The organism is Paraburkholderia sp. GAS333 (assembly GCF_050435665.1).
Taxonomy (GTDB): domain Bacteria; phylum Pseudomonadota; class Gammaproteobacteria; order Burkholderiales; family Burkholderiaceae; genus Paraburkholderia; species Paraburkholderia fungorum_A.
Genome location: NZ_JBNDKS010000001.1, coordinates 1,078,759 through 1,099,296, shown reverse-complemented (window position 1 = coordinate 1,099,296; position 20,538 = coordinate 1,078,759). Strand labels below are relative to the sequence as shown.

Annotated in this window: 13 protein-coding genes, 1 tRNA gene and 1 pseudogene; 5 read left to right on the top strand and 10 right to left on the bottom strand. The window is 61.7% G+C overall.

Going from position 1 to position 20,538, the window contains the following annotated elements:
* Positions 1-28 precede the first annotated feature (28 nt).
* Positions 29-1,438, bottom strand: a complete 1,410-nt coding sequence (gene gltX, locus ABH945_RS04955) for a glutamate--tRNA ligase (protein WP_074764281.1) — start codon at positions 1,436-1,438, stop codon at positions 29-31.
* Positions 1,439-1,919: 481 nt separating this feature from the next.
* Between gltX and ABH945_RS04950 the strand changes: the two genes are divergently transcribed.
* Positions 1,920-2,867 (top strand): patatin-like phospholipase family protein, encoded by a 948-nt coding sequence (locus tag ABH945_RS04950; RefSeq protein ID WP_429249887.1) that lies wholly within the window; start codon positions 1,920-1,922, stop codon positions 2,865-2,867.
* Between the two features lie 178 nt (positions 2,868-3,045).
* Here ABH945_RS04950 and ABH945_RS04945 read toward each other — a convergent pair whose 3' ends face one another.
* From ABH945_RS04945 to ABH945_RS04925, 5 genes are all read right to left on the bottom strand, one after another.
* Positions 3,046-3,711: a C40 family peptidase gene (locus ABH945_RS04945; RefSeq protein ID WP_429249886.1), complete on the bottom strand. Its 666-nt coding sequence runs from the start codon at positions 3,709-3,711 to the stop codon at positions 3,046-3,048.
* A gap of 137 nt (positions 3,712-3,848) precedes the next feature.
* Complete coding sequence (locus tag ABH945_RS04940) at positions 3,849-5,489, bottom strand: ABC transporter ATP-binding protein (RefSeq protein WP_429249885.1); 1,641 nt, start codon at positions 5,487-5,489, stop codon at positions 3,849-3,851.
* On the bottom strand, positions 5,486-6,592 hold the full coding sequence (locus tag ABH945_RS04935; RefSeq protein WP_074764285.1) for an ABC transporter permease: 1,107 nt from the start codon (positions 6,590-6,592) through the stop codon (positions 5,486-5,488). The genes ABH945_RS04940 and ABH945_RS04935 overlap by 4 nt, the downstream gene beginning before the upstream one ends.
* Positions 6,592-7,629 (bottom strand): microcin C ABC transporter permease YejB, encoded by a 1,038-nt coding sequence (locus ABH945_RS04930; protein ID WP_429249884.1) that lies wholly within the window; start codon positions 7,627-7,629, stop codon positions 6,592-6,594. The genes ABH945_RS04935 and ABH945_RS04930 overlap by 1 nt, the downstream gene beginning before the upstream one ends.
* 40 nt (positions 7,630-7,669) lie before the next feature.
* A complete protein-coding gene (locus tag ABH945_RS04925) occupies positions 7,670-9,637 on the bottom strand; it encodes an extracellular solute-binding protein (RefSeq protein ID WP_429249883.1) in 1,968 nt (655 codons plus the stop codon).
* A gap of 123 nt (positions 9,638-9,760) precedes the next feature.
* Between ABH945_RS04925 and ABH945_RS04920 the strand changes: the two are divergent.
* Positions 9,761-10,015: pseudogene (locus tag ABH945_RS04920) on the top strand (SDR family oxidoreductase); the annotation flags it as partial.
* 78 nt (positions 10,016-10,093) lie between these two features.
* Here the strand turns inward: ABH945_RS04920 and ABH945_RS04915 are convergent.
* Positions 10,094-10,441 (bottom strand): hypothetical protein, encoded by a 348-nt coding sequence (locus ABH945_RS04915; RefSeq protein ID WP_074764287.1) that lies wholly within the window; start codon positions 10,439-10,441, stop codon positions 10,094-10,096.
* 653 nt (positions 10,442-11,094) lie between these two features.
* Between ABH945_RS04915 and ABH945_RS04910 the strand changes: the two genes are divergently transcribed.
* The 3 genes from ABH945_RS04910 (at position 11,095) to ABH945_RS04900 (ending at position 16,080) form a co-directional block, all read left to right on the top strand.
* Positions 11,095-12,384 carry an MFS transporter gene (locus ABH945_RS04910; protein ID WP_429249882.1) on the top strand — a complete coding sequence of 430 codons (1,290 nt, stop codon included), beginning with the start codon at positions 11,095-11,097 and terminating at the stop codon, positions 12,382-12,384.
* 19 nt (positions 12,385-12,403) lie between these two features.
* Positions 12,404-14,824, top strand: coding sequence for a TIM-barrel domain-containing protein (locus tag ABH945_RS04905; RefSeq protein ID WP_429249881.1), 2,421 nt, complete (start codon positions 12,404-12,406; stop codon positions 14,822-14,824).
* Positions 14,825-14,892: 68 nt separating this feature from the next.
* Positions 14,893-16,080, top strand: coding sequence for a porin (locus tag ABH945_RS04900; protein WP_429249880.1), 1,188 nt, complete (start codon positions 14,893-14,895; stop codon positions 16,078-16,080).
* Between the two features lie 1,034 nt (positions 16,081-17,114).
* Here ABH945_RS04900 and ABH945_RS04895 read toward each other — a convergent pair.
* The 3 genes from ABH945_RS04895 to tilS all read right to left on the bottom strand — a co-directional run bounded on the left by ABH945_RS04895 (position 17,115) and on the right by tilS (position 20,496).
* A tRNA-Ser gene (locus ABH945_RS04895) sits at positions 17,115-17,208 on the bottom strand.
* A gap of 180 nt (positions 17,209-17,388) precedes the next feature.
* Positions 17,389-18,639 carry an aspartate kinase gene (locus tag ABH945_RS04890; protein WP_074764291.1) on the bottom strand — a complete coding sequence of 417 codons (1,251 nt, stop codon included), beginning with the start codon at positions 18,637-18,639 and terminating at the stop codon, positions 17,389-17,391.
* A 387-nt stretch (positions 18,640-19,026) separates the two neighbouring features.
* On the bottom strand, positions 19,027-20,496 hold the full coding sequence (tilS, locus tag ABH945_RS04885) for a tRNA lysidine(34) synthetase TilS (RefSeq protein WP_429249879.1): 1,470 nt from the start codon (positions 20,494-20,496) through the stop codon (positions 19,027-19,029).
* Positions 20,497-20,538: the final 42 nt, after the last annotated feature.

Sequence of the window (20,538 nt, the reverse complement as noted above, 5' to 3'; positions counted from 1 at the left end):
AACCCTCTCAACGCAGGCGCGAACGCGCTTAAGCAAGCGCCTTTTCAATGCGGCCGACAACGACATCGCGACCGAACAACATCAAAACGCTGTCGATAGACGGCGTATGTGTCGTACCTGCCACCAGCAACCGCACCGGCATCGCCAGTTGCGGCATCTTCAGCTTGTGCGCGCCCAACGTCGCCTTCAATGTGGCGGCGATTGCTTCCTTGGTCCACTCGACCGTCTTGAGCGCGGCGGCCAGATCGGCCAGCGCCGGACGCACCGCGTCCGTCACGTGTTGCGCCAGGGACTCCGCATCGGGCGCAGGTACGCGATAGAACATCGCGGCGTTTTCAGCGATTTCCTTCACCGTCGACGCACGATCCTTCAACAAACCCACCACCGCCGTCAGATCAGCGCCTTGAGCGAGTGCGGCTTCATCAACACCCAACTCCGCGAAGAACGGCTTCGCCAGTTCGGCGAGGCGCGCGTTATCCGCTTCCTTGATGTAGTGAGCGTTCAGCCAGTTCAGCTTGTCGTGGTCATATTGAGCCGGCGACTTGCCGAGGTGATCCAGATCGAACCATTCGACGAACTGCTCGCGCGTGAACACTTCCGCGTCGCCATGTGACCAGCCGAGTCGCGCCAGATAGTTGACCACCGCTTCCGGCAGATAACCGGCGTCGCGGTAACCCACCACGCTCATCGCGCCGTGGCGCTTGCTCATCTTCTCGCCCTGCTCGTTCAGCACGGTCGGCAAGTGCGCGTACACCGGCGGCTCGCCACCCAGCGCACGCAGAATGTTGATCTGACGCGGCGTGTTGTTCACGTGATCGTCGCCGCGAATCACGTGGGTGATCTTCATATCGAGATCGTCGACGACCACGCAGAAGTTGTACGTCGGCGTGCCGTCCGGGCGCGCGATCACGAGGTCGTCGAGTTCTTCGTTCGAGATTTCGATGCGCCCCTTCACCGCGTCGTCCCAGGCGACCACGCCGGTCAGCGGATTGCGGAAGCGCAGCACCGGTTGCACGCCCTCGGGCGGCTGCGGCAGGACCTTGCCGGGTTCCGGGCGCCACGTGCCGTCATAGCGCGGCTTTTCGCCGGCTTCGCGTTGACGCTCACGCAACGCATCCAGTTCTTCCGTCGACATGTAGCACGGGTACACGAGGCCGGCGTCCTGCATCTGCTTGAGCACTTCGCGGTAACGGTCCATGCGCTGCATCTGATAGAACGGACCTTCGTCGAAATCGAGGCCGAGCCAGTCCATGCCTTCGAGAATGGCGTCGACGGATTCGCTCGTGGAGCGCTCGACGTCGGTGTCTTCGATCCGCAGCACGAAGGTCCCTTTCATCTTGCGCGCGAACGCCCACGGATAAAGCGCGGAGCGAATGTTGCCCAGGTGGATAAAGCCGGTGGGACTCGGTGCAAAACGGGTACGAACGGAGGTGGTCATTAGCGGTTACTCGGAAGACAGGCGCCGGCGCCCCGGCAGACTTCAACCGTCGGGCGCGGCAGCGGAACGCGCTCATGCGGCAGACAACGCCGTGCACGAGCACGAAGGAATTAAATACGAGAGCCGAATTATACCTTCCGTAGGTGTATCGCCAGGCCTCGGCCGAATGGCCAGGGCTGGCGTTCAGGGCGCATGCGCGCGGCTGAAGGGCAGGTTTCCTTCGACGTTAGCGAGGCTCGCCCGATAGCCGCATTTGTGCTCAGGCTCCCCCACGAACCTCTTCCGGAAAATCCCCTGAGCCACTCTCTGCAACGTTTCATTACCAGGCCGCCGCGCGCCCGATCCTTTGATTTATGATGTGCGCGCGCTGCGGCAAGAGTCGGATCCACAGCGTGGAAAATGCCTGTCCGTCTGACTATGCGCCTGATCGCGGCCTGTAGCGACGCTGATTGCGTCGTCCGCGCCGTTGCTGGAGAACTCGTTGAAATCGTCATCGCCCCGCCTCGCCCGCCGCAACTTCTCATTGGCAGCCGCCTCCGCTGTGCTTGCCGCCTGCACCACAACCGGCGGCAGAATCGATAACGCTCCGATCGCCGCGACGCCCGCCGTCAAGCCGCCGCCCGTCGACAAAGCCGAACGGCCGATCCGGGTCGCGCTGGCGCTCGGCGGCGGCGCCGCGCGCGGGTTCGCGCACATCGGCGTGATCAAGGCGCTCGAGGCGCGCAATATTCAGGTCGATCTGGTGGCCGGCACCAGCGCCGGCTCGGTGGTTGCCGCGCTTTATGCGTCGGGCATGAACGGCTTCGCGCTGAACAAGCTCGCGCTCACCATGGACGAAGCGTCGATCAGCGACTGGGCTATGCCGTTCCGCACGCGCGGCTTCCTGCAAGGCGTCGCGCTGCAGAACTACCTGAACACGACCCTCAACAACCGTCCGATCGAAAAGATGGTGAAGCCACTCGGCGTGGTCGCCACCGATCTGAAGACGGGTCAGCCGATTCTGTTCCAGCGCGGCAACACGGGCATCGCCGTGCGCGCATCGTGCAGCGTGCCGTCGATTTTCGAGCCGGTGAAGATTGGCGGCCATGAATATGTAGACGGCGGCCTGGTGAGTCCGGTGCCGGCATCGTTCGCACGCAAGATGGGCGCGGATTTCGTGATCGCAGTGGATATCTCGCAGCGCCCGGAAACCGGCCTGACTTCAAGCTCGTTCGACGTGTTGATGCAAACCTTCACGATCATGGGCCAGACGATCAAGGCTTATGAACTCGACAAATATGCCGACGTGGTGATTCGTCCAAATCTTGCCGCCATGAGCGGCAGCGATTTTTCGCAGCGCAACGCGGCGATCCTTGCGGGCGAGGAAGCGGTCGCGAAGATGATGCCGGAGTTGCAGCGCAAACTGGCCGCGAGCCGCGCTGCGGCGTAAGACGACGCCAATCGCGCATTGATATATCGCAGGCGCCTGGATAAGTCGTTCAGGCGTCCGCTGGCACCCTAACCGCCAGGCATTCCCCTGAGCGATCACTCAAACGCAAAAAAGCCTGCTTCGTTCGAAGCAGGCTTTTTTATAACTCGACAACCGCCGATCGACAATTCAGGCAGGATTAATTGTTCCCGCCAATCGTCGCATTCACGCGTTTGCGCAGATCTTCGCCTTCCTGATACGACGTCTCGATCCGGCGAGCGCCCGTGAAACGCTTTTCCCAGTAACCGTCGTCCATATCGTCGACGCGGATCGTGCTGCCCGTAGAAGGCGAATGCACGAACTTGTTGTCGCCAATATAGATGCCGACGTGCGAGAACGTGCGACGCATCGTATTGAAGAACACCAGATCGCCCGGCTTCAGGTCGCTAACGCGAACCTTCTCGCCGACCCGGCTCATTTCTTCAGCACGACGCGGCAGCGCCATACCGAGCGTGTCCTGGAACACGTAGCGGACGAATCCGCTGCAATCGAGCCCGGAATCGGGTGTATTTCCACCCCAACGGTAGCGAACGCCGATCATGTTCAGCGCGCCGACGACCACGTCGCCCGCTTTTCCAGCCATGCCGGAAAGGAACGATTTGGCGCCGCCGTCGCTATTCGAAGCAGCCGGTTGCGAATTGGAGAGGGACAAAGGATTCGACCCGGCGGAGGTCGAATATGAGGCATTCTGATTGAAACTGCTTACTTCGTCGGCGAAAGCGCCGGGAGCTGCTGCCATCAAGACGCCAATGAACATCCCGGCGACGACGCGCGTGCAAGCCTGGGTTAGGTTTCTGTGCTGCATTGGTCGGTAGTTTTTGCCTAGAAATCAGTGGTCTACGGAAAAAAGTTTGGTCGATACTAACCAGTAGGTATTCATGTGTCAAAACAAATAGAAAAATTCAATCGAGATACGCACCCAATTGGTGAAAGGGTGAAAAATCAATGGTCAAGCGCTGCTTTCAGCAGCTTTCGCGTGTAAGGATGAGACGGCTTCGCAAAAATCTGCTCAACGTCACCGCTTTCAACGATCGAACCGTTTTGCATCACCGCGACACGGTGCGCCATTGCCCCGATAACGGCCAGATCGTGACTGATGAAAACGAAGCCGAGGTTGTACTTCTGTTGCAACCCGGCGAGTAATTTCAGCACTTGCTGTTGAATCGAAACGTCGAGCGCGCTGGTTGGTTCGTCGAGGATCAGGATGCGCGGCTCCAATACCAGCGCGCGAGCAATCGCAATCCGTTGCCGCTGGCCGCCGGAAAATTCATGCGGATAACGATAAAGCGCCGTCCGGTCGATGCCGACCTCGCGCAGCACCGAAATCACTTTGTCGCGGCGAGCCTGTTCGTTCATTTGCGGACGATGCAGCGCCAGCCCCTCGCCGACGATCCGCTCAATGGTCTGACGCGGCGAAAGCGAACTGAACGGATCCTGAAAGACAACCTGCATATTCGACCGTAAGGTGGTCTGTTCGGCGCCGCGATAGCTGCCGAGCGCCCTGCCCTGAAACTCGATCTCGCCGTGCACGGTGCGTTGCAGACCGAGCAGCGCCATCGCAAGCGTCGACTTGCCCGAACCCGACTCGCCGACAATGCCCAGCGTCTCGCCCTGCCGCACCGAGACATTCGCCTCAGCGACCGCGCGAAAACGCCCGGCGCGGAACCAGCCGTTGAAGCCCGGCAGCTTCGTTTTGAAATCGACGGAGACTTCACGGGCTTCGAGCAGCACCGGCGAGATCGGCAGAACAGGAACCACCGTGCGCTCAGGGCGGCTCGCCAGCAGCCGCTGCGTGTACGGATGCTGCGGCGACTCGAACACCTGCTCGACGGTCCCGCTTTCCACCAGCACGCCCTTTTCCATCACCGCGACGCGCTGCGCGAAGTGACGCACCAGATTCAGATCGTGCGTGATCAGCAGCACGGCCATGCCGCGCTTTTCCGCTTCATCGCGCTGCAATTCCAGCAGCAGCTCGACAATCTGCGCGCGGATCGTCACGTCGAGCGCGGTGGTCGGTTCGTCGGCGAGCAGCAAACGCGGGCGGCACGCGAGCGCCATCGCGATCATCGCGCGCTGCCGTTGCCCGCCCGACAGTTGATGCGGATAGCTGTTCACGCGCTTGCCCGGCTCGGCGATGCCTGTGCGCCCCAGCAAAGCGACCGCCCGTTTGCGGGCCTCGTTCGCCGACACGCCGTCATGCACGACGATGGTCTCCGCGATCTGGTCGCCAACCGTGTAGAGCGGATTGAGCGCGGTCATCGGCTCCTGGAAGATCATCGCGATGTCGGAGCCACGCAGGCCGCGCATCTCGCGCTCGCTTTTCGCGAGCAGATCTTCGCCGTCGAAACGGACCGAGCCGCTGATTTGCGCATCGCTCAAGAGCCGCAGGATCGACAGTGCGGTCACGCTCTTGCCCGAGCCCGATTCGCCGACCAGCGCCACGCGCTCGCCGCGCTGGATCGCGATCGTCACGTCGCTCACGGCAACCGTGTCGCCGAACGTCACCTGCAAATGATCAAGCTCCAGCAGCGGCCCCGACGACCCGTCACCCTGCCCCGCGTTTTTCCCCAACGTCGCGCTCATTGATTGCCTCCGGCGCGCATCGCATCGGAGATACGGGTGTCGAGCGCGTTGCGCAGCGCGTCGCCCATGAAAGTCAGCAGCAACAGCATCGCGACCAGCACACCGAAGGTAGACAACGAAATCCACCACGCGTCGAGATTCGCCTTGCCTTGCGCGAGCAGTTCGCCAAGGCTCGGTGTCGGCGACGGCACGCCAAGGCCAAGAAAATCGAGGCTGGTCAGCGCGAGAATGGCGCCGCTCATTCTGAACGGCAGGAACGTGATCACCGGCGTCAGGCTGTTCGGCAACACGTGCCGCCACATGATCTGCCAGTTCGACAAACCCATCGCGCGCGCCGCCCGCACGTAGTCCTGGGTACGATTGCGCAGAAACTCGGCGCGTACGTAGTCGGACAAACCGATCCAGCCGAACAGCGACAGCAGCACAATCAGCAGAATGAACCCCGGCTCGAAGATCGACGAGAAAATGATCAGCAGATAAAGCTCGGGCATCGCACTCCAGATTTCGATCAGCCGCTGTCCGACTATGTCGGTGCGTCCGCCGAAATACCCTTGCACCGCGCCCGCCGCGATGCCGAGCACCGTGCCGATCAAGGTCAGCACGAGCCCGAATTCCACCGACACACGAAAGCCGTAAAGCAGCCTCGCGAACAGGTCGCGGCCGCGATCGTCGGTGCCGAGCCAGTTATCGCGCGACGGCGGCGCCGGGTTCGGCAACTTCGAGAAGTAGTTCAGCGTGTCGTAGTAATAGCGGTTCGGCGGATACACGGCGAAGTTGCCGGGCGCGTCGAAGCGATGCGCCACGTACGGATCGAGATAGTCGGCCGGCGTGGGAAAGTCGCCGCCGAACGTAGTCTCGGCGTACGTCTTGAACAGCGGGAAATAGAACTGGCCGTCGTAGCGCACCACCAACGGCTTGTCGTTCGACCACAGCGGCCCGGCGAGACTCGCCGCGAACGCGACGACGAACACGATCAGGCTCCAGTACCCGAGACGCTGCCGGCGAAACCGCTGCCACACGCGACGCGCGGGCGAAGGCGAGACGAACGCGCGAGCCGGTTCGGTACGCGCCGATGCATCGGCGGAAAGGCGGGCTCGATTCATCAGCGCTCCAGTTGTTCGAATTGGATGCGGGGATCGACCCACACATAACAGAGGTCGGAAATCAGCTTGGTGGCGAGACCGATCAGCGTGAACAGATATAGCGTACCGAGCACGACCGGATAGTCGCGCCTGACCACGGATTCATACGACAGCAGCCCGAGCCCGTCGAGCGAAAACAGCGTTTCGATCAACAGACTGCCGGTGAAAAACGCGCCGATGAACGCAGCCGGAAAACCGACGATCAGCGGCAGCATCGCGTTGCGAAACACGTGCTTCCACAGCACACGTCGTTCGGACAACCCTTTCGCGCGCGCAGTCAACACGTATTGCTTGCGGATTTCGTCGAGGAACGCGTTCTTGGTCAGCATCGTGACGACCGCGAAACTGCCGACTACCGACGCCGTGATCGGCAACGTGATGTGCCACAGGTAATCGACGATCTTGCCGCCCATGCTCAGTTGCGCCCAGTTATCCGACGTGAGATTGCGCAGCGGGAACAGTTGCAGGAACGAGCCGCCGCCGAACAGCACGAGCAGCAGCACGCCGAGCACGAAGCCAGGAATCGCGTAGCCGATCAGTACGACAAGGCTCGTGACGAGATCGAAGCGCGAGCCGTTGCGCACCGCTTTCGCTATCCCTAAAGGCACCGATATCAGATACGTCAGGAAGAAGGTCCACAGCCCGATGCTGATCGACACCGGCAGCTTCGACACGATCAGCGACCACACGCTCTGATGGCGGAAATAGCTCTGACCCAGATCGAACGTGGAGAAACGCTTGAGCATCAGCACATAGCGTTCGAGCGGCGGTTTGTCGAAGCCATACAGTTGCTTGAGTTGCGCGATCTGCTGCGCGTCGACCCCGCTATGCGCGCGCAGACCGAACGGCGCGCCGTTCTCCGCGCCCTTGCGCAGTTCGTGCTGCATCTGCTCGACCGGTCCGCCGGGCACGAACTGGATCACGACGAAGGTCAGCGTCAATACGCCGAGCAAGGTCGGAATCATCAGCAACAGACGTTTGACGATGTAGCTCCACATAAGCGGCGTTCCGGTGCTAAGGCGGTGAATGAATGACGTGTCAGTGCGAAGACGAAGGCGGCTGCTTGTGCGTCGGCTCCTGCCACCATGTCGACGTGATCCAGCCTTCCGCGCCATAGTACAGGGGCAAGGTTTTCGGCCACGCCAGGCCGCGCCTGAACGCCACCCGATGCGTGCCGCTGTACCACTGCGGCACGACATAGTAGCCATGCATCAGCAGACGGTCGAGCGCATGCGTCGCGTCGACCAGTTGCTCGCGCGTTTGCGCATGCACGAGCGCGTTCAGCACGGCATCGACGACAGGCGATTTCACACCGATAGCGTTGTCCGAGCCTTGCGTATCCGCCGCCTTGCTGCCGAACCGCTCGATCTGCTCCGAACCCGGCACCTGTACGTCGGGCATGCGGATCGTCGTGACGTCGAACTCGAAAGCGTCCAGACGCTTCTGATAGACAGCGAAATCCGACACACGAAACGTCGCGGTAATACCCAGCTTCTGCAGATTGCGGATGAAGGTGGCGACGATCGGCTCCATCGCCGCCGCCGAGCCGGAGTCGTCGAGAATTTCGAACTGGAACGGCTCGCCCTTTGCGTTACGCAACGCGCCGTCGCGATACGTCCAGCCCGCTTCCTGCAACAACGCGCGCGCCTGCAACAGGTTGGCTCGCAACGAGCCGGGCGGATCGGTATCGGGCTGCTTCGGCGGCGGACCGAATACCGCCGGATCGAGTTGCGCGCGCCACGGTTCGAGCAGCGCAAGCTCGCCCGGAGACGGCAGCCCCTTCGCCTGCAAATCGGTATTGGCAAAGAAGCTGTCGATACGCGTGTACTGGTTGAAGAACAGTTGCCGGTTCAGCCACTGAAAATCAAGCGCGAGATCGAGCGCCTTACGCACGCGCACGTCCTGGAACAATGGCCGCCGCGTATTCAGCACGAAGCCCTGCATGCCGGTGCCGTTATGTTGCGGGAATTCACGCTTGATCAGCTCGCCGCTGTCGAACTTCTTGCCGACATCGCGCCTCACCCAGTTACGCGCCACGTACTCGACCAGCGCGTCGTACTCGCCCGCCTTGAATGCTTCGAGCCGCGCGGTGGCATCCGAATACAGCTTATAGACGATGTGATCGAAGTTGTTCGTGCCGACCCGAACCGGCAACGCCGCGCCCCAGTAATTCGGATCGCGCCGGTACGTGATGGTTCGGCCGTTATCGTACGAATCGATCAGATAGGGACCGCTCGCAATCGGCTTTTCGAACGCCAGTTGGTCGAACGGAATGCGGGTGCCGTCCGGCTTCAAGCCCCACTTGCGCGAGAACACCGGCATGCCGCCCGCAAGCAGCGGCAATTCGCGATTGCGCTGATGAAACTCGAAGCGGATCGTGCTCGGATCGACCACGACCGCGCGCGTGATCTCGCCGAAAATCGACGCGAATTGCGGCGCGGCTTGTGGGCTTTTCAACGTGTCGAGCGAGAACTTGACGTCTTCCGCCGTGACCGGATCGCCGTTCGAAAAGCGTGCTTTCGGGTTGATGTGGAAAGTGACCGACAAGCCGTCAGGTGCGATCGCGATGTCGTCGGCGAGCAGTCCGTACGCGGATGCCACTTCGTCGCTGCTGCCGGTGGTCAGGCTTTCGAACATCAGGTCGACGCCGGGTGCCGTATTACCGCGCAGCGTGAACGGATTGAATTTATCGAAGCTCGTGAGACGGCTCGGATTCGCCAGCACCAGCGTGCCGCCTTTGGGCGCATCAGGATTGACGTAGTCGAAATGCCTGAAATCCGCCGGATATTTCGGCTCGCCGTATTGCGCGATCGCATAGACCGCTTGCGCTTGCGGCGCTGCGAGCAAAGCGGTCACAGCGACCAGACCGCCCAGCAGCGACGCACACGCCGAACGCCACGGCCGCACGATTCGCGGCACAACCGCCTGACCGACACGCGAGGGTCTATGAATCACGCTGCATTCAAGTGCACGAGGCGTTTGATCCCGTCGCGAGCCAGATGTCATAGGGGCCTTGTTGGTCAGTGGGCAAGATTCGATGTTGGGGAATTCTACCGAATAAAGCTGTGCTCTCCGCGCGGTCCTCACGCGCAATGTGCGGGTGGATTTCTAGCTGCGCGGCGCACGAACCCGATCGGGAAAATGGCCGCAGGCGGCTTTCAAGGCTTCGGAACAATTCCCGATTTCGCCGAGCAGATGCGTCCTCTCAGACGCAACGTGACGATCAAGCCGATGGGCAATACCGCAACGTTTCTGTTGTCGGATCTGGCGGCGGGGGTGACGGCGGCAATCGTGCACGCCGATAGTGGATCCAGTGCGGTGGTGGGCGGAATGGCACCCGTGGGCGGAGTCAATATCCACCCAGCGTTTCGCTCGATGGAATAAAAAAGCCGCCTTTTTCAAGGCGGTTTTTTTTGAACCTGCTGAATGAGTTCAGCGATGAACTCATCGACGCATCACAGCTTAGTGCCAGCCGCGGTGATTGTCGTAGTGGTCGCGGCCGTAGTCGGCGCGGCCCGGGGGATGATGACGATACCAGTCGTCACGCGCCCAGTAGCGGCGGCCGTCCCAGTAGCGGTCGCCATGCCAGCCAATCACGATGGCCGGGCCGCCGTAATACACCGGAGCCGGTTGATAAACGACCGGCGGCGGGGGCGGCGGAGGCGGTGCGTAGACCGGCGCGGGTGCAACGTAGACCGGCGCGGGAATACCGATATTGACCCCGACGTTGAGACCCGAGGCCATTGCTGCGCCTGATGCACCCAAAGTCAAAACCCCGATAAGCAGTGGAACAAGACGAGCGGACTTCATCGATCACCCTTTGGAAGAACGTGTTGTGGCCGAAATATAGCGCAAGGGATTCCCTCGCGTATTTCAACTTTGTAATAACTGATGCATAACATCGCGCACCTGCCCAGTGGGTAACTTCTGGTTACATCGGACAAGGTTTCGGCGAAAAAGCAGCGGGATTGTAACTGAGCTGTCTGTCGGCCTGCCTTGCACATCACTCGCGATCCGGGCATTGGGATAGCGTCGCAATGTGTGCTCGTGAGATCCGACTGCGCCGCCCTCTTCTTTTGTCCATCTCGCCCCCTCTTCTACGCAAGGCGCGCACGGCGTCTGGGGGCGGCTGTCGGCGGCACAAGTCCGTCGCGACGGGCGCACATACGAAAACAGCACCCCCGGATAACCACAAAAACGAACATTCAACGTTCGAAAGAACATTTAATCAAAATTGACGATGTGCGCCGTCGTCAGATGACCTCTCAAACCATTACGCAAATTTAATAATATTTGCTCACGAAACAGGCATTTTTTTCAAATGACCCATGGTTTTCCCTAGTGTTTAGCGGCACTCCAGGTGATACGATGACTGACGCTGAAAATCTGAAAAATGTTCGAATTCGCGCATGGACCTCTGAGCAGCATCGAAGCGGCGGACCCATGAGCCACGGAGACCGATTTTGAAAACAATCGCTGGACTGCGCTGGTGGATCATCGCGCTCGTATGCGCGGGAACGATCGTCAACTACCTGTCGCGCAACTCGCTCGGCGTGATGGCGCCGCAGTTGATGACGCTGTTGCACATGAGCACGCAGCAGTATTCATACGTAGTCGGCGCTTTCCAGATCGGCTACACGGTGATGCAGCCGGTCTGCGGCGTGATCATCGATCTGATCGGTTTGCGTTTGGGCTTCGCGCTATTCGCGTGCCTGTGGTCGATGACCGGCGTCTTCCACGGTTTCGCAAGCGGCTGGCTGTCGCTCGCCGCGTTGCGCGGACTGATGGGGTTGAGCGAAGCCGTCGCGATTCCGGCCGGTATGAAGGTGGTCGCCGAATGGTTTCCCGATCGCGAAAAATCCGTGGCCGTCGGCTATTTCAATGCGGGCACGTCGCTCGGCTCGCTGCTCGCGCCGCCGCTGGTCGTGTTTCTGTCGCTGCGCTATGGATGGCAAAGCGCCTTCGCGGTAACCGGCGCGCTCGGCTTCGTATGGGCCGCCGCATGGTACGTGCTGTACCGCTCGCCGGCTGAGCACAAGCTGATCGGCAACGCCGAGCGCGAGACGATCACGAGCGGGCAGGCACCGGCCGCCACGCACCGCCGCGGTATCCGCGAAGTGCTGCGCACGCGCCGTTTCTGGGCGATCGCGCAGGCACGCTTCTTCGCCGAACCCGCGTGGCAAACCTTCAGTTTCTGGATTCCGCTTTACCTCGCCACACAGCGTCACATGGATCTGAAGCAGATCGCGCTGTTCGCGTGGCTGCCGTTTCTCGCGGCCGACCTCGGCGGACTGTTCGGCGGTTACCTGTCGCCGTTCCTGATGAAACACCTGCGCGTGCCGCTGGTGTGGTCGCGTATCTCGGGTGTGGTGCTCGGCGCACTGATGATGCTCGGACCGGCTTGCATTGGCCTCGTCGCGTCGCCGTATCAGGCGATTGCCCTCTTCTGCGTCGGCGGCTTTGCGCACCAGATGATTTCCGCACTCGTGAACACCCTCGCCGCCGACGTATTCGACCCGAGCGAAGTCGGCACGGTAGCCGGTTTTGCGGGCATGGCCGCGTGGGTCGGCGGCCTCGGCTTCTCGCTGACGGTCGGCGCGCTCGCCGACTCGATCGGCTACACCCCGCTATTCGGCGCCCTCGGCGCTTTCGACATCATCGGCGCGACGCTGCTGATCATCCTGATGCGCGGCGTGCCGCCCGACGGCCGTCCGCGTCAGGTCGCCAGCCACGGCGCAAGCTTCCCTGCGTGACCTCATTCGAAGACCCATCATGCGCTCACTGAATCTGAAATATCCGCCCCGTTTTGCGTTGTCGTCGCAAGCCGACAACCACCTCGTTCTGACCGCGCAGGAAAACTGCCGGATCGAACTGTTCGTTCTCGCCGAGGACATCATCCGCGTGCTGGTGCTGCCCGATGGCGAAACGCACGGCCCGCGCACCTGGGCAATTGCGCCCGGCGCCGAAGATGTCGCGCTCGAAGGGCGTGAGCGTCGCGACATGAGCGGCTTCGTGCCGCCGCCGTTCAAGCTGTCGAACGACGCGGATCAGGTCGTGATCGAAACGGCGCGCGTGCGTCTGACCGTGACGCTCGAAGGCGGCTTCTGTGCGTGGGACATCCTGCACGACGGCACCTGGCATCGCGTGATGAGCGACCGCAAGACGCAGGCGTACAACTTCGGCTGGTGGGACAAGCGCGCGTATCACTACATCGAGCGTCGTAAAGACGAGATGTATGTCGGTCTCGGCGAGCGCGCGGGTTCGCTGGATCGCGCGCAGCAGAGCTACGAGATGCGCAACATCGACGCGATGGGTTACAGCGCACGCACCACCGATCCGCTCTACAAGCACATCCCCTTCTATGTGACGTGGCAGCCGGAGACGTCGACGGGCTTCGGCCTGTTCTACGACACGCTCGCCGATTGCCGCTTCGACATGGGCCGCGAGCTGGACAACTACCACGGCCACTACCGGCATTTCGTCGCCGAACATGGCGACCTGGATTACTACTTCATCGCGTCCGCTGCCACGCCGCTGAATGCCGTGCGCCGCTTCACGTGGCTCACCGGCCGCCCTGCGTGGATGCCGAAGTGGGGCCTCGGCTATTCCGGCTCGACGATGAGCTACACCGACGCCCCCGACGCGCAGCAGCGCATGGGCGAATTCATTGACAAGTGCCGTGAGCACGACATGCTGTGCGACTCGTTCCATCTGTCGTCGGGCTATACGTCGATTGGTCCGAAGCGTTATGTGTTCAACTGGAATCACGAGAAGTTTCCCGATATCGACGGCTTCGTGCAGGGCTATCTCGAACACGGCGTGCGCCTGTGCGCGAACATCAAGCCGTGTCTGCTGCAGGACCACCCCGCGTTCGACGAAGTCGCGAAGGCCGGCCTGCTGATCGAATCGAAAGACGGCGACCCGGCATGGGTTCAGTACTGGGACGAAGTGGGCGCGTACCTGGACTTCACGAACCCCGACACCATCGACTGGTGGAAGGCGCGCGTGAAAGACGCGCTGCTGAAGTACGGCATCGCGGCGACCTGGAACGACAACAACGAGTTCGAGATCTGGTCGCCGGACGCGATCGCTCACGGCTTCGGCAAAGCGTTCCCGGCGCTCCAGGCGAAGGTGCTGCAAACGCATCTGATGATGCAGGCGTCGCACAGCGCGCAGCGCGAGCACTCGCCTGAGAAGCGCCCGTTCCTCGTGTCGCGCTCGGGCGGCGTCGGCATGCATCGTTACGTGCAGACGTGGTCGGGCGACAACTACACGTCGTGGGAAACGCTGCGCTTCAATCTGAAAATGGGCCTTGGGCTCGCGATGTCGGGCGTGTCGAACAGCGGCCACGACATCGGCGGCTTCTCGGGTCCGGCGCCGGGCCCGGAACTGTTCGCTCGCTGGGTCGCGTTCGGCATCTTCCTGCCGCGCTTCAGCATTCACTCGTGGAACGACGACGGCACCGTCAACGAGCCGTGGATGTACCCGGAAGTCACGCAGCAGGTAGCCGACCTGATCAAGCTGCGCTACCGGTTGATCCCGTATCTGTACGAATTGCTGTGGCAGTCGCACAGCGCGTACGAGCCTGTGTTGCGTCCGCTGTTCGCCGAGTTCCCGCACGACCCGCGCTGTCTCGTCGACGGCGACGACATGATGCTCGGCTCGTCGATGCTGGTCGCGCCGGTGGTCGACGCGGGCCAGTCAACCCGCGACGTCTACCTGCCGGCGGGCACGCGCTGGGTCTCGTACTGGAGCGGCGAAGCATTCGACGGCGGTCAGACGGTGACGTTGCCCGCACCGTACGAGCGCCCGGTGTTCCTGCTCCGCGAAGGCAGCGTGGTGCCGTTGAACATCGCCGAGCAGCACTTCGGCCGTCCCGCCGACGAGCGCGCATTCATCGCGGTGCCGCCGGCCGGCGTGGGCAGCGCGCACGGCACCTGTGTCGAGGACGACGGCGAAAGCCAGGCGTGGCGCAACGGCGAACAGGGCCGCTGGAACGTCACGCTCAGCGGCGACACAAACACGTTGAGCGTGTCGGTCGAACGCGAAGGCTGGGTCCAGCAACCGCAGACGCAAGTTCGCGTCTATGTGCCGATGCATGAGACACGCAACGTGGAATGCACGAACGGCACACTCGCATCCGACCAGACCGCCGATGGCTGGCGCTGCCTGACGATCAATCTGGCGCAGTAAAAAACACGCAGCAACACCGGCCTGAACGATCGCTTCAGGCCGGCAATTCAATCCGGAGACCAGTACCCATGAACGCATTCAAGCGCGCGCGGACTCGCGCGTTCGTCCTCTCCTGCCTGCCGCTCGCAGGCGCAGCATTGTCGGCCAATGCGTCGGCGCAAAGCAGCGTCACGCTGTACGGCGTCGTCGATAACGCGCTGACCTACGCCAGCAACCAGAAAGGAAGTTCGAACGTCTACATGAGCCAGGGCAACCTGCAGGCGAGCAAGTTCGGCCTGCTCGGCTCGGAAGATCTCGGCGCCGGCACGAAGGCGATCTTCCGCCTCGAAAGCGGCTTCAACTCGCTGACCGGCGCGCAAAGCAGCGCGGGCTACATGTTCAACCGGCAAGCGTACGTGGGACTCAGCAACGACCGCTACGGCACGCTGACGCTTGGCCGTCAGTACACGCCGTACTTCCAGATGGTCGGCGCACTCGGACCGACCGGCGTGCTCACGGGCGCAACCGGCGCACATCCGGGCGATATCGACGCACTCGACACCACGCTGCGTTTCAACAATTCGATCACCTACTTGTCGCCGACCATTTCCGGCTTGCAGATGAGCGCGCAGTACGGTCTGGGCGGCGTGCCGGGCAGCGTTGCAAACGGCAGCCATTTCAGCGCGGCACTCCGCTACGACTACAAGCCGTTCGCGATCGCCGTGGGTTACGTGAAGCTGAAGGACATTGCGACGAGCGCAGCGCTCGGCAGCTTCGCGATCAACTCACCGGTGAACAGCGGCTATGCGACCGCGCGCAGCGCGCAGTTGTTCGCGGCGGCGGCCCGCTATAACTGGCAGGATCTGATGGTCGGCGTCAACTATTCGAACGTGCAGTACGCACCGGGACACGACTCGCTGTTCGCGAGCCAGGCCGTGTTCAACACGTATGGGCTGATCTCGACTTATCGCGTGACGCCTAGCGTGATTGTGGGCGGCGGTTATAGCTATACGCAGGCCAGCAAGGCGAATGGGATCAGCGATCCGGCGCGCTATCACCAGATTTCTCTGGAGCAGACGTACAACCTTTCGCAGCGTACGACGGTGTATCTGCTGGAAGCGTATCAGCACGCGAGCGGCAAGACGCTGGTGAGCAGCGGCACGGGCACGACGGCGATTACCGATGCGGTGGCGGTGGTCGGCGACTCGCAGAACACGACGCCGTCGTCGGGACCTTCGCAGTTTGTCGGCATGGTGGGATTGCGGCACGCGTTTTGAAGTGAGCGCGGCTGATTGATTGAACCGAAGGGGACGTGCCCGCGTTCCGACTTAAAAGTAGTGGCGAGCCGTGCGATTTGAGCGGTTCGACTCACTGATCACAATGGGCGTAACGGTATGGCTTTGCAGACTTTTGTCGTCTGCGGAGCCATACCGTTTTTGTTTTTGCGGCAGGCGAATGAGCGGGTGAGCATCGATTGGCTGAATGCGCCACCTTGTTCGCTCGCGATGAAACTATCCGAGTGCTCTTACGAGTTGCGGCGAGGTCTGCGGATAGCATCGGCGGGACAAATTTGCTTCGGCTTTTGCTTGTGGCTTTTGCCACTTATCAATTATCTGGTTGGGCGAGTGGTAGCTATCCGCCGAACCTTTCTCCCCCGCTCCTCATCATCTAATTGCGCGCCCCTGCTTCGCGCGCTGTCTTCTGGAGGCTTTAATCCGCATGCCCGTGATTCTGTATGGCCGCCTGGTTTATAGCTATGCAGCTTCAAGCGCATTCGCAAAGATTGGCGACCAGGCGTTCTCTTATCGTGGCACGGTTTATCCGAGCGAGAAGCCGGGCGCGGTCGCGTTCACTCTTCAGCGAGTGGAGCGGCATCTGTCAATACCGCAGCAGACTGAGCCGCCTGATCGATGGCTGATGATAGGGGTTCATGGCTGTAGTGCTTGAGAACAGCGTGTGGGGCGTTTTCGACGCTCTGAGACTGATCTGACTGTGTGTGATGTCGCGTTTTTCTCGGGCAGCATGAGGTCATGCTTGTAGCACTCCGCCTACTTCCCTCACCTCAATCCACCTCACGTGCTCATAAAATCAGGCTGATTCAATCGCACTTTTTCACAAGTCAAATATTCACTGAAGCGCGCGGTGTGGCGCTTCTTCTCTGTCCCAACCTGCTTGTATCTGCGGCAACTTCTCTTGCGCCTTGCCTCTCGCGAATCACGGCGACGAAGCCGCTTTCTGCCACAGCAAAAGTGGAGCCCAAAAACAAAAACCCCGCAGAGCCTAGACTCTGCGGGGTTCTCTCTACCACTTCTGGCGGAGACGGAGGGATTCGAACCCTCGATCCAGGTTTTGGCCCAGATGCTCCCTTAGCAGGGGAGTGCCTTCGACCTCTCGGCCACGTCTCCCAAACTTTCTGTTGCACAGGGAGTCAGTGCAACGAAGCCAAGATAATAGCGGGCCAAACTGCGAAGGTCAATGTCTAATGAACATTTTTTGTGCCAACTTTGTCGCTGGCGACGCAATTTGTTCACATTGCACGCACAAAAAAAACGGGGCGCTCTTGAGCGCCCCGTGATTCAGCAGAATTACGCCTGATCCAGCTCGAATGCTTTATGCAGCGCGCGTACCGCGAGCTCCATATACTTCTCGTCGATCAGTACCGAAATCTTGATTTCGGAGGTCGAGATCATCTGGATGTTGATGCCCTCTTCCGACAGCGTGCGGAACATCGTGCTAGCGATACCCACATGCGAACGCATGCCGACGCCGACCACGGAAACCTTCGACACCTTCGGATCGCCCAGCACCTTTTCGGCCTGCACGTGACCTTGCACCTGGCCCGTGAGGATGTCCATTGCGCGCTGGTAATCGCCACGGCCAACCGTGAACGTGAACGCCGTTTTGCCTTCGACGCTCTGGTTCTGGATGATCATGTCGACGTCGATATTCGCGTCCGCCACCGGGCCGAGAATCTGATACGCAATGCCCGGCTTGTCGGGCACACCCATCACGGCGATACGAGCTTCGTCGCGCTGGAACGCGATGCCCGAGATGACTGCTTTTTCCATGGTCTCGTCTTCTTCAAAAGTAATCAGGGTGCCCGACTTCATTTCAGTCTCGAGCGGGATGAGCGGATCGGTCAGGCTCGACAGCACGCGCGTCTTGACCTGATATTTGCCGGCAAATTCCACCGAGCGGATCTGCAACACCTTCGAACCCAGGCTGGCCATTTCCAGCATTTCTTCGAACGTCACGCGATCGAGGCGACGGGCCTCTTCGACCACGCGCGGGTCGGTCGTGTACACGCCGTCGACGTCGGTATAAATCAGGCACTCATCGGCCTTCAGCGCGGCAGCGACAGCAACCGCCGACGTATCGGAACCGCCACGGCCGAGCGTGGTGATGTGGCCTTCCGGATCGACACCCTGGAAGCCGGTGATCACCACCACCTTGCCCGCGTCGAGGTCGCGCAACACGCGCTCGCCGTCGATTTCGCTGATGCGCGCTTTCGTGAACGCGCTGTCCGTCTTGATCGGCACTTGCCAGCCGGCGTAGCTGACCGCGTCGACACCTGCGTCCTGCAGCGCGATGGCCAGCAGGCCCGAGCTCGCCTGTTCGCCGGTGGCAGCGATCATGTCGAGTTCGCGCGGGCTCGGCTGGGAAGTGATTTCTTTCGCGAGACCGAGCAGGCGGTTGGTTTCGCCGGACATCGCCGACGGCACGACGACCATCTTGTGGCCGGCCTTGTGCCATTTCGCGACGCGCTTGGCGACGTTCTTGATGCGCTCGACCGAGCCCATCGAGGTGCCGCCGTATTTATGTACGATGAGTGCCATTGTCGTTCTGAACTGGAAGAGAAACCGCGCTGGCGCGCTGGTGACGACCGCACAAAAGCACAGGAGCGCAACGTCTTGTGAACGGCGGCAAAGTGTGTGGCGGCGTAAATGCAGCACGCGTGCAGCACGCGCGGATTTGCCCGGAAATGATCGCTAATGGCTAAACGGGGAAACGACGGATCACGCTCGCAAACCGGCGACAGCGACAAAAGCGATTGGAGAAATCGGGTCGGGCAAACAAGTTAACGTACCCGATCGGGCGCAAAAAGACAAGCCGAAAGGACCAAAGAAATGCGCGGAATCGCGGCTGGAAAGGCTTATTGCGTGCGGCTTTGCGCCCTTTTTACGGTCTTTGCGGCGACGCAGGCCGGATAGCCGAACGGCCGGTCAGGCGATCAGCAGATCCTCGCGCCACGAGATCCTGACGCGCGGTTCGCTCGAACTCGCCGATGCGGCCGCCGTTGCGCGATTCACGCCGAGCAAGGGCACGAACAGCAGTTCATCGCCGATAAAAAGCAACGGGACGTCGCGCTTCCACGCGGGAACGCCGCGCTCCTGGAACAGGTTCTTCAACGTACGGCCCGGTGCGTCGGGGGAAGCGGAGGTGCGCATCCGTTCGCCGCCGCTACGCGATCGCGCGCTTAGCAATGCGCGCGTCAGGACGCTGAGGGAGACTGTATCGAGGTCAAGCGTGTCATCAGAAGCCGCATCACCCTCGCTGCCCGCAATCGCAGCCACCTCAGCAAACACGAACGTCCCGCGCCATTGCGGCAAGCGCCATACCGGTTCGCCCTGCCACGCAAGCTCGCTGATTTCACGCGAAGCGAGCGCGGTTTCGTCGGCGGGGTCACTACTAGCTCCCGCTTCCCAATACACCAGGCCGCGATAACTACGAAGCGCCTGCCCCGCATGATCGATTCGCAGACGATGCCCGTCCCCGGTAGCCCCCACCTCGCGCAACTGACGCAACGCATCGGTCAGCCGCGCGCTCGACGCCGCGACCAGGCCAGCACCTCGCATCCAGTAACGCAGCAGATTCAGCGCGCGATCGTCGTCGAGTGCGAGCAGCGCCTCGTGCGCCAACGCTCGCCCTTCGTCTCGCGACACGGCTGCCATATCGATACGCGCCAGTTCGTCGAGCAAACGCTGCGCGGACGCCGCGTGCGCCGCCGTCCGCGCAAGTGCGTCGCGAAAACCCGGAAAGTGGACCGCCAAGGCCGGCGTCACCTCATGGCGCAACGCATTGCGCGCGTAGCGTGTATCAGCGTTCGAATCGTCGTCGATCCAGCTCAGGTTGCGCGCGCTCGCGTACTGCTCGAGTTGCGCACGCAACACCTGAAGCAACGGCCTGACGCGCGTCGTCGCCGAACCCGCCGGCACATATTCGGGCGCCATCGCCGCGAGCCCAGCGAGCCCGGCGCCACGAAGCAATTGCAGCAGCACGGTCTCCGCCTGGTCGTCCGCATGTTGCGCGAGCCACAGCGTGCGAATGCCGCGCGCCGCACACATCGCGTCCAACGCGCGATAGCGCGCGTCACGCGCCGCCGCCTCGACGCTCACGCCCGCCGCGCGCGACACGTCGACGCGCACGGCGTCGAACTCGACCCCACGCTCCTGCGCAAAAGACCGGCAGTGCGCGAGCCACGCGTCGGCGTGAGGACTCAGCCCATGATGCACATGCAGCGCGACACAACGCGAGGCGTCCACCACTCGCACCACGGCATCGAGCAGCACGCTCGAATCGACGCCGCCGCTGAACGCCACGGCAATACGCTCATGCGCAGGAACAGCGGACAGCGCCAAGCCGAGCGCCTCGATAACGAGGCGCTCGGCTGGCGATTCTGCGGAAGTGGTCACGTCGCTAGCGCGTGGTGCGCCGATGGACGAAAGAGAACGCGC